Raw genomic sequence first — 12,394 nt, 5'->3', positions numbered from 1 at the left:
CAATTAGTTGCGCCGAAACCAGGCCTGAATTTTAGGGCGCAACCAAGCCCACACACCCGGCGCGCCGTGCTCTATCGGAACACCAACTCTTTGATCAATCTGGTCCATCGTTACATTGTAATCACTCCATGATCCGCCGCCAATTTCCATATTTGTAACAGGCGTGGGCACACGGTCGATCGCTTTGGCAAAACGTGATTCCGCACTTTCACCGGCTTCGAATTCTCTCCAAATTGCGATAAATTCGGATTGTAAATCATTGGGAAGTAAACCAAAAAGTCGTTTGGCTGCTTGTTCTTCTTCGGCGGCTTTGACCTTGGGATCAAAATCACCGTGAATTGGTGCATCGCCAGCGTCGATTTCAACGATGTCGTGCAGCAACAGCATTTTGAGCACGCGGTTGATATCGACCGACCCTTCAGCCTGATCCGCCAAAACAAGCGCATACAGCATTACATGCCAGGAATGCTCTGCAGAGTTTTCAAATCGCGTGTCATCAATCAGTCGCGACGCGCGCAGGATAGACTTCAGGTGATCGGCCTCATTCAGAAACGCAAATTGCGCATCTAACCGGTCGCTCATGTATCTGTTCCCTTTTCGCGTGCTTCCTTGACTTTTTCGACAAGAAAAGCGCGGGCTTTTTCTTCGGCAAGGCGCACCCGAACTTCAGTCAGGTAGGCTTCCTCAAGGGATTGAGACGCCGCCGCCAATACCCCGCCGACGGCGACAAACATACGGTCGTCCCCTGTAATACGCTGCGCTTTGAGCGTATCTTCGGCCAGTTTGGCGGCGAGTGTCTCAATGGTTCCCATTAGCGGGTGGTTTCTGTCAACCGTCGTTTGACGTAATCGGTGACGTTGCCAACCATCTGATCCATGTACTGCTCGTTTTCAAAGAAATGCCCGGAGCCATCAATCTCTGTGTGAGTGATGGTGATTCCTTTTTGCTCGTGCAGCTTATTGACCAGATTATGCGTATCAGCCGGAGGCGCGACGCGGTCATTCGTGCCGTTGATCACAAGACCAGAGCTGGGGCAGGGTGCAAGAAACGAGAAATCGTACATGTTTGCAGGCGGTGCCACGGAAATAAATCCTGTGATCTCTGGACGGCGCATCAACAATTGCATGCCGATCCATGCCCCAAACGAAAACCCGGCAACCCAGCAGTGTTTAGAGTTGTTGTTCATCGACTGGAGGTAATCCAGTGCTGACGCGGCATCGCTCAGCTCGCCAATGCCCTGATCATATTCACCCTGGCTACGCCCCACACCACGGAAATTGAACCGCAAAACGGTAAAGCCCATGTTGTAGAAAGCATAATGCAGATTGTAGACCACTTTGTTATTCATGGTCCCGCCAAACTGCGGATGAGGATGCAGCACAATCGCGATTGGTGCATCTTTTTCTTTTTGAGGGTGGTAGCGGCCTTCGAGGCGGCCTTCTGGTCCTGGAAAAATCACCTCGGGCATAGTGTTTGTTCATCTCCTGCGAAAGGTGCAATGCAATTCTTGACGAATTTGCTAAGCTACCTTAGAACGGTTCTAATCATTGAACCGGCTTGATACCGGTAAGGGCTTAAGCGACTTAAGCACCTTGGAGGCTGACGTCAATCTATTCGCAAGGGGGAGCGCGATGAAACTGTCCACGAAAGGCCGTTATGCGGTGGTTGCGCTCGCAGATATCGCGCTTCAACCGTCAAGTTCACTTGTGAGTCTGTCTGAAATCTCGAAACGTCAGGACATATCGCTGCCATATCTGGAGCAGCTCTTTGTAAAATTGCGCCGCGCAGGGCTGGTGGATTCGGTGCGTGGACCGGGCGGTGGCTATCGGCTGGCGAAGAACTGTTCGGATATCCGCGTGGTCGACATTCTAACGGCGGTGGATGAAACCGTATCTGCACTGCATACTGGCGCAGGTGCCAGCGGAGGATTAAGCGGGTCGCGGGCGCAATCGATGGCCAATCGTCTTTGGGAAGGCTTGTCCGCACATGTCTATGTGTTTTTGCATCAGACGCGGTTATCTGACGTCATTTCCAACGAACTGGCGCCATGTCCGGCTGTGCCAACTTTGTTTTCTGTGGTGGATGAAGACGTCTGATGCGGGTTTATCTGGACCATAACGCCTCGGCGCCTTTACGCCCGGAAGCGCGCGACGCGATGATCGCGGCCATGGATGTGGTCGGCAATCCGTCAAGCGTGCACGGCGAAGGGCGCAAGGCAAAAGCGTTGGTCGAAAAAGCCCGTACAGACATTGCCTCGGCATTTGGCGCAGATGGTGCGGATGTTGTCTTTACTTCGGGCGCAACCGAGGCCGCTGCGCTGGCACTTGCAGGGCGTGATTTGCATGCGGGTGATATTGAACATGACGCGGTTGCTGCGTGGGTCAAAGCGGATTTGAACGTTGATCTTATGGGGCAGGTGAACGTCAGTGACCCTGCAAGCTCGGCCGTTCAATTGGCCAATTCCGAGACTGGGATTGTGCAGATCTTGCCCGCGGGACTTGCGGTTAGCGACATGACTCAAGCCTTTGGCAAGTTGCCGGTGGCCTTTAACTGGTCGGGCGCAGAGATGGCGTTGCTGTCTGCACATAAGCTTGGCGGACCGAAGGGGATTGGCGCACTTGTGGTGAAACGCGGGACCAATATTCACGCGCAATTGCGCGGTGGGGGCCAGGAAATGGGCCGTCGCGCCGGAACGGAAAACGTGATTGGTGCTGCTGGATTTGCTGCTGCGGCCAACGCTGCGGCAAAAGACCTTGCCGATGGCGTATGGGAACGGGTTGCGTCTTTGCGTGATTTACTTGAAGAGACCCTTGTCGTTGAGGCAAAAGGTACCATTTTTGTCGGGAAAGATGCAAAACGTCTTCCCAACACAATCTGTATCGCCACACCCGGCTGGAAAGGCGAAACGCAGGTGATGCAAATGGATCTGGCTGGTTACGCTATTTCGGCTGGATCGGCATGTTCGTCGGGAAAAGTGCGTGCCAGTCGCGTGCTCAAGGCGATGGGGTATGAAGAAGCCGCCGCTGCAGGCGCAATTCGGATCAGCTTGGGTCTGGATACAACGGAACAGGACATTATGGGATTTGCCAAAGCATGGCTCGCCCAGATGAAGAAACATCGCGACAGAGCCCTGCGAGGGGCGGCGTGACAGCGGACGTACAGGAGAGCACGATGACAAGTCTGGAGCAGACAACAGACGTCAAAGACGGGGTTGATCAGGAAACCGTAGATGCCGTTCGCGAAGTTGGTGGCAAATACAAATATGGCTGGGAAACCGAGATCGAAATGGAATACGCCCCGAAGGGGTTGACCGAAGATATCGTGCGCCTGATTTCCGAGAAAAACGAAGAACCAGCCTGGATGACAGAATGGCGGCTCGAAGCTTATGCCCGTTGGTTGACCAAGGAAGAACCCGATTGGGCGATGCTTGATTACCCGGAAGTCAACTTTCAGGATCAGTATTATTATGCACGCCCCAAGAGCATGGAAGAGAAGCCTAAATCCTTGGATGAGGTTGATCCTAAACTTCTGGCCACCTACGAAAAGCTCGGTATCCCTCTGAAAGAACAAATGATTTTGGCCGGGGTTGAGGGAGCTGAAAATGCACCTGCCGAAGGGCGCAAAGTGGCCGTAGACGCCGTCTTTGACTCGGTTTCAGTTGGAACGACGTTCCAAAAAGAGCTCAAAGAAGCTGGCGTCATTTTTTGTTCGATCTCGGAGGCAATCAAGGATCACCCCGAACTGGTGAAAAAGTACCTTGGGTCAGTTGTGCCTGTATCGGACAATTTTTATGCCACGCTGAACAGCGCTGTCTTTTCAGATGGGTCCTTTGTGTACGTGCCACCCGGCGTGCGTTGCCCAATGGAGCTGTCGACCTATTTCCGTATCAATGCAGAAAATACTGGACAGTTTGAACGCACGCTGATCATCGCAGATAAGGGCTCATATGTGAGCTATTTGGAAGGATGTACGGCGCCGCAACGGGACACAAGCCAGCTGCACGCGGCTGTGGTTGAGATCATCATCGAAGAAGATGCCGAGGTGAAATATTCCACTGTTCAGAATTGGTATCCGGGCGACGAAAACGGCAAGGGTGGGATATATAACTTTGTGACCAAACGCGCCGACTGTCGGGGCGACCGGTCCAAGGTGATGTGGACACAAGTCGAAACCGGCTCTGCTGTGACCTGGAAGTATCCGTCCTGCATCCTGCGTGGGGACGACAGCCAGGGTGAATTTTATTCGATCGCCATCACAAACCATTATCAACAGGCCGATACCGGCACCAAGATGATCCATTTGGGCAAGAACTCAAAGTCGCGCATCGTCTCAAAAGGCATCAGCGCCGGTTTTGCCCAAAATACGTATCGCGGTTTGGTTTCGATGCACCCAAAGGCCAAGAACTCGCGCAACTACACTCAGTGCGATTCTTTGTTGATTGGCGATAAATGTGGGGCCCACACGGTTCCTTATATTGAAGTCAAAAACAATTCATCGCGTGTGGAACACGAAGCCACAACTTCGAAGGTGGATGATGAGCAGATGTTCTATTGCCGCCAGCGCGGTATGGACGAAGAAGAGGCCGTCGCGTTGATCGTAAACGGGTTTGCCAAGGAGGTCCTGCAGGCTTTGCCAATGGAGTTCGCTATGGAAGCGCAACAGCTTGTCGCGATTTCGCTGGAGGGATCAGTTGGCTAATTCAAACGCATCCCGGATTGGGGCAGCGATACCTTACGTGCTGCCCGTCCTTGGTGGCCTTTTCGGTGTTATCTACGTGAACCTTGTTCCTGAATCCCAAATAAGCCCGGTTCTGGGGATTGGGTTGGGGGTTGTAGTTGGCGTGCTGATTTCTCGTGTCATTCTTAAGCTGATGCATAGGCGGCGGTAATGGAAACCTTACAGATTTTGATTCAAAAATCCGTTGGTGTCGGCGCAGGGATTTCCATCGGCACGGCGATCGGCTTATTGATACGACGCCATAAAAGCGGAAACACAAATAACCTGATTGGCGGGTCGATTTTTGTGACTGCTGCTGTTTTTGGCATGGTTGCCATGGCGGTCATGATGCTGATCACCTATTTGGGTGGCATGTAATGATTATCACGACGACTCCGACTATCGAGACGCACACAATCATGGGCTACAAAGGTATAGTTGTGGGTGAGGCGATCATGGGTGCCAACGTTGTACGCGATATATTTGCCTCGATCACCGACATCGTGGGTGGTCGGTCAGGCGCTTACGAAACCAAATTGCAGGACGCGCGCGAAACCGCGCTGCACGAGTTGGAAGCACGGGCCCGGTCTTTGGGCGCGGACGCAGTTGTTGGTGTCGATCTGGATTATGAAGTTGTTGGGGACACAATGCTGATGGTTTCGGCCAGCGGCACTGCTGTCACATTGAAATAACGGGCAGCGCGCGACCTGCTCTTTGTACGAATGAAGGAATAAAAATGCTGAAAATCAAAGGCCTAAAGGTCAAACTTGAAGAAGAAGATAAGCAAATCCTCAAGGGAGTTGATTTGACAGTCGAAGCAGGAACTGTGCACGCCATCATGGGACCAAACGGGTCAGGCAAATCAACTTTATCATATGTCTTGTCTGGTCGTGACGGTTATGAAGTGACTGATGGTAGCGCCTCTTTGCAAGGCAACGATCTTTTGGAGCTCGAAGCCGAAGAACGCGCAGCGTTAGGTTTGTTTCTTGCCTTTCAATACCCCGTGGAAATTCCCGGTGTTGGTAATATGACGTTCCTGCGCACAGCGGTGAACGCCCAGCGTAAAGCGCGCGGACAGGACGAAATGTCCGCAGCGGAATTTCTGAAAGAGGTACGTGCCAAAGCTAAGTCGCTAAAAATTGATGCCGATATGCTGAAACGCCCGGTGAATGTCGGATTTTCGGGTGGTGAGAAAAAGCGCAATGAGATCCTGCAAATGGCTATGCTGGAACCGAAAATGTGCATTCTTGACGAGACCGATTCAGGCTTGGATGTTGACGCGATGAAGCTCGTATCTCAGGGCGTAAATGCTTTGCGCGGGGAAGGACGTGGGTTTCTGGTGATCACGCATTATCAGCGCTTGTTAGATCACATCAAACCTGACGTTGTGCATATCATGGCGGATGGCCGTATTGTGAAAACCGGTGGCCCGGAACTGGCGTTGGAAGTCGAACAGAACGGCTATGCCGATATTTTGGCGGAGGTGGCGTAATGGCGCGAGCACACCAAAAGCAGGAGGCAACTCAGTCGCGGATCGCCGCGTTGACGTTGCCCACTGGCGGTGCGTGGGCGACAGAAGCACGCGTATCCGCGCTGGCACGTGTTCAGGATATGGGCATGCCGGACCGGCGTGATGAATATTGGCGTTTTACACGACCAGATACGCTGACTCAAATCACTGCACCTGCGGCGGTTGTTTTTGACGCCAACGAACACCTGATGTTCAACGATTTTGACCGGCTAAGGGTCGTTTTTGTTGATGGCGTATTTGACGCCGAGAAGTCTGATGATCTGACCGGCGAAGGCTTTACCATCGAACGGTTGTCAGAAATCACGGATATGGACATTCACTGGGCGCGCGACCTTTATGGTGTTCTTGAAACGGCTGGACAGTCTCCTGTGGAGCGCCCGTTGGCTGCGCTGAACACGGGGTTTGCCACCGACGGGATTGTTATCCGGGTTACAGGCAAGGTTTCACGTCCGGTAAACCTGATTTATGTCCATGACTCAGAGACGTCTGATGCCATTCTCCACCATGTAATTCGTCTGGAAGAAGATGCAGAGCTGACGTTGCTTGAAAATGGCCCGGCAGCTGCACGGTTCAACAAATGCATGGAAGTGGATGTGGCTGACCGCGCTGCGTTCCATCATATTCGCACGCAAGGGCGCGACCACGAACGCCGTGCCGTGACGCACACGTTTGCCCGTCTGGCGACAGAAAGCGTGTTTAAGTCGTTCACTACAACCGTCAATGGCGTTCTGACACGCAATGAATGTGTGATTGAATTGACCGGTGATGACGCGACCGCGCATGTAGCCGGGGCGGCGCTTGGCGATGGTGATTTCCTGCATGATGACACGGTTTTTGTGACTCATGATGCAGTGAATTGCGAAAGCCGCCAGGTGTTCAAAAAAGTTCTTCGAAACGGGGCAACAGGCGTTTTCCAAGGCAAGATTTTGGTCCGCCCAGGTGCTCAGAAAACCGATGGATATCAGATCAGCCAATCGCTTTTGCTGGATGACGACAGCCAGTTTCTGGCAAAGCCGGAATTGGAAATATATGCCGACGACGTCGCATGTTCGCACGGCAGCACCAGCGGCGCGTTGGATGACCAGGCACTATTTTACCTGCGCGCCCGCGGTGTGCCGCGGGACATGGCCACCGATTTGCTGACGTTGGCGTTTCTTGCCGAAGCGGTTGAAGAAATCGAACGGGAAGACATTCGTGACGAAATCATCGGACGTCTGGAAGCCTGGCTGGAGCGTCGGCGCGGCTGATGTCTGTGACGCGCGACATGCTGGCCACTTATCGTGGTCCCCAAAAGGTTGTCGCCCGGCTTTTGTCGATGGGTGAACGCGAGGACCGGGCCTTGGCCATTCTGATGGCGGCTTGCGCTGTCGTGTTTGTCGCTCAGTGGCCACGGCTTGCGCGTGAAGCCCATATGACGGGACAAGAACTGAACGCGCTGTTGGGCGGTGCTTTGCTTGCGTGGATGTTTATTGCGCCGTTGCTGTTTTATGCGCTGGCGTTCCTATCGCATCTTCTGTTGCGTGTCATACGGCGCAATCAAAGCTCTTTTGGTACGCGAATGGCGTTGTTCTGGGCGATGCTCGCCGCATCGCCGCTAATATTGCTCCATGGTCTTGTTGCCGGGTTCATAGGTCCCGGTCCCGGGCTAAGCGGAGTAGGGTTGATCTGGCTGGTGATGTTTTTGTGGTTTTGGTTGTCCGGGTTGTTGCAGGCAGGTAAGGAGCCGGCATGATTGAGTTTTTACGACAATTGGTCATGCTGACCATCTACAGACCAGCACAGGCCGCGACATTGCTTGCCGGCCAAAACATGCCGCGTGAAACCAGTTGGTCGATCCTGGCGTTGGCCATTATCCTGAACACGCTGACCTATTTTTTGTCTACAGCTCTGTTTCCTGTGCCGACAGAAATTGCAATGCCGCTGCTGACGTCACCAACATTGGTTTGCCTGATACTGGGATCAGTTGTGGTCATGTTTGTGTTCGCCTTTTTCTGGGTCGGGCGCGCGTTAGGTGGAAAAGCCGCGTTTGATAACATCCTGCTGATGATGGCATGGCTGCAGTATATGCGACTGATTGTGCAACTGATCGCACTCGTCCTGATGGTATTCCTGCCTGGGCTAGCGCAGATATTTGTGATGGCGACCGGACTTTATGGTGCCTGGATTGTTGTTAATTTCATGAATGTCGCGCATCAGTTCAATTCTCTCGGAAAGTCTTTGATGATGCTGATCCTTACGCTGATTGGAATGACCGTAGGGTTGACCATTTTCTTATCATTCATCGGCGTCACAGCCTTAGGGATTTCCTGATATGTACAATCTCGCCAAAGTCCGATCCGATTTTCCGATTTTGTCTCGGGAAGTGAACGGCAAACCGCTTGTCTATCTGGACAATGGTGCGTCCGCGCAAAAACCTCAGGTTGTCATAGATGCGGTCACACGGTCTTACGCCCATGAATATGCGAATGTGCACAGAGGTTTGCACTATCTGTCGAACCTTGCGACGGACCAGTATGAAGCAGTCCGCGGTAAGCTTGCAAAGTTCCTTGGCGCCGCATCAGAAGACGAAATCATTCTGAATTCTGGCACAACCGAAGGCATCAATATGGTGGCCTATTCCTGGGCCATGCCACGCCTTCAGGCAGGTGACGAAATCATTCTGTCTGTGATGGAACACCACGCCAATATTGTACCGTGGCATTTTCTGCGCGAACGTCAGGGCGTCGTGATCAAGTGGGTGGATGTGGATGCAACCGGCGCGCTTGACCCGCAGGCCGTGATTGATGCGATTGGTCCAAAGACCAAGTTGATTGCGGTCACGCAATGTTCGAATGTTCTGGGCACGATCGTAGACGTCAAGGCAATCACCCATGGTGCACATGCCAAGGGCGTTCCGGTGCTGGTGGATGGATCGCAAGGGGCCGTACATATGCCGGTCGATGTCGTGGATCTAGGATGTGATTTCTATGCAATAACGGGGCACAAGCTTTATGGACCGTCTTCGTCTGGTGCCATTTACGTGAAGTCCGAACGAATGGCCGAAATGCGCCCGTTCCTTGGTGGTGGCGACATGATCAAAGAAGTGTCCAAGGAGCAGGTCACCTATAACGATCCGCCAATGAAATTCGAAGCGGGCACTCCGGGAATTGTGCAGACCATCGGTCTGGGTGTTGCGCTGGATTACTTGATGGATATCGGTATGCAGAATGTGGCAGCTCACGAAGCAGGGTTGCGCGACTATGCAATGACCAAACTCGGCGGGCTGAACTGGCTGCAGATACAAGGGACGACGCCAGATAAGGCTGCAATCTTTAGTTTTACCCTGGATGGGGCAGGGCATGCGCATGATATTTCAACCATCCTCGACAAAAAGGGCGTCGCGGTGCGTGCCGGACATCATTGCGCCGGACCTTTAATGGATCATTTGGGCCTGACGGCGACATGCCGTGCCTCGTTCGGTCTTTATAACACCACCGAGGAAGTTGACGCCTTGGCGGATGCGCTTGAGCTTGCACATGATCTGTTTGCTTAAGCCGTCATTTTTCTGATTGCGACGACCTGCGGGGCTGGCTATACCCCGCATCAGGCACTTTAACTCTGCACGTTTGAACGCTTCCTTCAAAAGGCGGTTTTTGATTGCTAGAGTGCTGATACTAAGAGACATTCGACACGAACCGTCGTATGAATGTCTGGAAATAGATTGCGGTCCAGTAGCTCAGCTGGATAGAGTGTCGCCCTCCGAAGGCGAAGGTCATAGGTTCGAATCCTATCTGGACCGCCATATTCCAAAAAACCACGTTAGAATCATTGAATTATTTCGGAAATTTGGAGACTGTTGCCGAGTGGTTTCCCAAGCCCTGTTCTTGTTCTCCTCTAGAGTGAGCTTTCCATCTGCTTGCCGGGTGTAGAGTGCTGCCATTGAAAGCGAAATAGGCGCGTCAGATCATCTTGAACGCTTGGGCTTAAGCAATGAAAAGCTCAAAATCTTAATGTACTTGTCAGAGCATTCTATGCAGAAAGTTACGCATTTTTTTTATTCCGGAATCGCTTAATCCCCTGCATCAACTGATTTATGTTCAGCGGTAAACGACCTATTGAAGCGACGCTGCTATCTGGCGTTGACGAGCCGACGTGACAACGCCATTTTGGCGGAAAACCTCCGCGTCAGATTGGAAAAAAAGTGTTTAAACGCCCTATCGTTTTTGGTTTCTCTTCTACTGATCAGGGAGAAGATCAGCTCAGAAACGCGTTGACGGGCATTGATTTACATGTTGCACGTCAAGACGAAGTCGAGGACCGCTCGCGAATTCAGTGGGATACTCGAAAAGGTGATTACGATCTGTTTGAACAGTTCGACGGCATCACGCATTTGAGAAGCCCGGACGTGTTTGCAAGAATCTCAGAATCTTACCCAGACTGCAAAACTATCCTGTTTGATGATACCTCCGATAACGCAGGCAATATCTCCTCGACCCGGCTTGAGCCCATTCTGTCTTTGGCTTCAAAAATGGGTTTAGATTGTTTCGTAATTGGCCGCAGGGATATCGAAAACTGCAAAGTACTGGCCGACTTTCTCGATCTGGATCTTGGACATGTGCGCGCCCGTCAAGATGCGGCCAGAAATTGGTCTGGGAACAAGCTTAGTTTCATTGTTCCGGTCGTGCATCCTCAAGCAAATCACCTTCAAAGCTACGAAACCGTCGAGAGAATTCTGAAGGAAAGCGTGCATTCTTATACCAGTCAAGAAGGTGCTGATACAAATCTGATTGTCATTTGCCACAATCTCCCGGACTGGGCGCAAGCATGCGACGGCCGGGTGACATTTATCAATCTGGGCGATCACCCGGTGTTTTTTGCGAGTAAACTTGGTGCAGAAGTTGACAAGGGTCTTAAGCACTTGATTGGCATTCTGTTTGCCCGGCAAGTCCAGTCTGCCAGCGCTATTATGTTTGGTGATGGTGACGATTTTGTCCGAACCGATCTGGCCAGAACCGCATTAACAAAGCTTGAAGACCACCTTGGCGGGCTAGTCATTACTGTTGGAAACCATGCCCATTTGACACCAATTGACACGGGTTTTGAGGTAGCCGGCGTGCTCAGGGTTTCAGATTTTTACCTGACCTGCGGTACTGACCGAGTTTTCCGAACAGATCATCTTTCTCGCTGTATGCACCGCTGGCACCCCGGACTTTTGACGGCAAAGAACGTTTTTAAACCGGGCGATCATCCCAATGAAATCCGCGTTTCGGACAGTTTTCTGAATTGGTTTTGGGAAACAGCAGAACCCAGACGCGCAAATGATATTGGATTGATGTGCTTGCTTGGACGTCATGAAGAGAAAAATGCAGTTTTTGATCACGCATTTTGGCCAGAACCGCTTGTTACCAAAGGCTGCGGTCACGGCAATCATGACGGTCCGCGAAAAGGCGAAGTCCATTGGCACCGTACGTTGGCTATGAAAAGTCGCGGCGAATTTATTACCGAATTTGGCCTTGATCCAAAATCGTTCAAAATCGATGGTTGGCATCCTTGGGTATGGGCGCGGGCCTTGAGCAACGCGGTTATCAACCGTTTCAAAGTGTAAATCAAAGCCGCTCGAGGCGTGGGTATGAGACAATGGTCTCAAAGCGTGCTGCCGGGACTTTGAGAAAATTCGGATTATGGCCTATAATCCTCCCATTCTTGGGGAGGAAATTATGAACAGTGATGCAAAAACCAAAAAGATCGTAACTGGCACCATTGCCGGGGTCGTTGTGCTACTGCTTTGTGCGACGGTCTTTGATATGTCGTTGCTCATCTCAATGGTTCTGGGCGCTATCGTCTATGTGGGTGTGTCCAGAATGGGTGGCAAGGTCGAAGAAAACGCTCCACCAAAACCAGCTTCGACCGCTCAGAATTCTGAACACCCTCAAATTCCCACTGCAAATCAAGACGTCGCTTCGGCACCGGCCCAAAACAGCGCCATCGAAGAAACGCTATCCGCATCGCCCGCTGTCAAAGTTGAAAAAGCCGCGTCGGATGGGGCGGGGCTTGTTCGAATGGGAACACTTTTACCCGGCGAAGACGACATCGCCTCGCGAAAAGGATCATGGCGATATTCTGGCTAATACCAAGGATTGAGCGCTCAGTCCTACTTGGGGCGTAAAT

The 12,394-nt window shown here is 52.1% G+C and carries 15 protein-coding genes and 1 tRNA gene; 13 read left to right on the top strand and 3 right to left on the bottom strand.

All coding sequences use genetic code 11. The features are described 5' to 3' along the window. Positions 1 to 3: 3 nt before the first annotated feature. From ABJI08_RS13415 to ABJI08_RS13405, 3 genes are read right to left on the bottom strand one after another with little or no spacing between them, the layout of a single operon-like run. Positions 4 to 582 (bottom strand): HD domain-containing protein, encoded by a 579-nt coding sequence (locus ABJI08_RS13415; RefSeq protein ID WP_348402355.1) that lies wholly within the window; start codon positions 580 to 582, stop codon positions 4 to 6. Further along, a complete protein-coding gene (locus tag ABJI08_RS13410) occupies positions 579 to 812 on the bottom strand; it encodes a hypothetical protein (RefSeq protein WP_348402354.1) in 234 nt (77 codons plus the stop codon). Before ABJI08_RS13410 ends, ABJI08_RS13415 begins: the two co-directional genes overlap by 4 nt. After that, the gene (locus ABJI08_RS13405; protein WP_348402353.1) at positions 812 to 1,468 is read right to left on the bottom strand and encodes an alpha/beta hydrolase; all 657 of its coding nucleotides are present in this window, start codon (positions 1,466 to 1,468) and stop codon (positions 812 to 814) included. The genes ABJI08_RS13410 and ABJI08_RS13405 overlap by 1 nt, the downstream gene beginning before the upstream one ends. A 163-nt stretch (positions 1,469 to 1,631) precedes the next feature. Between ABJI08_RS13405 and ABJI08_RS13400 the strand changes: the two genes are divergently transcribed. From ABJI08_RS13400 to ABJI08_RS13340, 13 genes are all read left to right on the top strand, one after another. Further along, on the top strand, positions 1,632 to 2,096 hold the full coding sequence (locus ABJI08_RS13400; RefSeq protein WP_348402352.1) for an Rrf2 family transcriptional regulator: 465 nt from the start codon (positions 1,632 to 1,634) through the stop codon (positions 2,094 to 2,096). Continuing rightward, on the top strand, positions 2,093 to 3,148 hold the full coding sequence (locus ABJI08_RS13395) for an aminotransferase class V-fold PLP-dependent enzyme (protein ID WP_348402377.1): 1,056 nt from the start codon (positions 2,093 to 2,095) through the stop codon (positions 3,146 to 3,148). The genes ABJI08_RS13400 and ABJI08_RS13395 overlap by 4 nt, the downstream gene beginning before the upstream one ends. A 23-nt stretch (positions 3,149 to 3,171) precedes the next feature. Further along, a complete protein-coding gene (gene sufB / locus ABJI08_RS13390; protein ID WP_348402351.1) occupies positions 3,172 to 4,698 on the top strand; it encodes a Fe-S cluster assembly protein SufB in 1,527 nt (508 codons plus the stop codon). Positions 4,699 to 4,887: 189 nt separating this feature from the next. Further along, complete coding sequence (locus tag ABJI08_RS13385) at positions 4,888 to 5,094, top strand: hypothetical protein (RefSeq protein ID WP_348402350.1); 207 nt, start codon at positions 4,888 to 4,890, stop codon at positions 5,092 to 5,094. Beyond that, positions 5,094 to 5,408: a YbjQ family protein gene (locus ABJI08_RS13380; protein ID WP_348402349.1), complete on the top strand. Its 315-nt coding sequence runs from the start codon at positions 5,094 to 5,096 to the stop codon at positions 5,406 to 5,408. The genes ABJI08_RS13385 and ABJI08_RS13380 overlap by 1 nt, the downstream gene beginning before the upstream one ends. A 44-nt stretch (positions 5,409 to 5,452) precedes the next feature. Next, complete coding sequence (sufC, locus tag ABJI08_RS13375; RefSeq protein WP_348402348.1) at positions 5,453 to 6,208, top strand: Fe-S cluster assembly ATPase SufC; 756 nt, start codon at positions 5,453 to 5,455, stop codon at positions 6,206 to 6,208. Further along, entirely contained in the window at positions 6,208 to 7,494 is a 1,287-nt protein-coding gene (locus tag ABJI08_RS13370; RefSeq protein WP_348402347.1) for a SufD family Fe-S cluster assembly protein, read from the top strand. The genes sufC and ABJI08_RS13370 overlap by 1 nt, the downstream gene beginning before the upstream one ends. Further along, positions 7,494 to 7,979 carry a YIP1 family protein gene (locus tag ABJI08_RS13365; protein WP_348402346.1) on the top strand — a complete coding sequence of 162 codons (486 nt, stop codon included), beginning with the start codon at positions 7,494 to 7,496 and terminating at the stop codon, positions 7,977 to 7,979. The genes ABJI08_RS13370 and ABJI08_RS13365 overlap by 1 nt, the downstream gene beginning before the upstream one ends. Further along, positions 7,976 to 8,557 carry a YIP1 family protein gene (locus ABJI08_RS13360; protein WP_348402345.1) on the top strand — a complete coding sequence of 194 codons (582 nt, stop codon included), beginning with the start codon at positions 7,976 to 7,978 and terminating at the stop codon, positions 8,555 to 8,557. The genes ABJI08_RS13365 and ABJI08_RS13360 overlap by 4 nt, the downstream gene beginning before the upstream one ends. Position 8,558: 1 nt before the next feature. Next, positions 8,559 to 9,779, top strand: coding sequence for a cysteine desulfurase (locus ABJI08_RS13355; protein ID WP_348402344.1), 1,221 nt, complete (start codon positions 8,559 to 8,561; stop codon positions 9,777 to 9,779). Positions 9,780 to 9,951: 172 nt separating this feature from the next. Then, positions 9,952 to 10,028, top strand: a tRNA-Arg gene (locus ABJI08_RS13350). A gap of 399 nt (positions 10,029 to 10,427) precedes the next feature. Further along, positions 10,428 to 11,831: a hypothetical protein gene (locus ABJI08_RS13345; protein ID WP_348402343.1), complete on the top strand. Its 1,404-nt coding sequence runs from the start codon at positions 10,428 to 10,430 to the stop codon at positions 11,829 to 11,831. A 112-nt stretch (positions 11,832 to 11,943) separates the two neighbouring features. Next, a complete protein-coding gene (locus tag ABJI08_RS13340) occupies positions 11,944 to 12,354 on the top strand; it encodes a hypothetical protein (RefSeq protein WP_348402342.1) in 411 nt (136 codons plus the stop codon). Positions 12,355 to 12,394: the final 40 nt, after the last annotated feature.

The organism is Shimia sp. (assembly GCF_039969785.1).
GTDB lineage: Bacteria > Pseudomonadota > Alphaproteobacteria > Rhodobacterales > Rhodobacteraceae > Shimia.
Note: the sequence above shows the minus strand (reverse complement) of the source record. Positions and strands in the feature narration are given on the sequence as shown.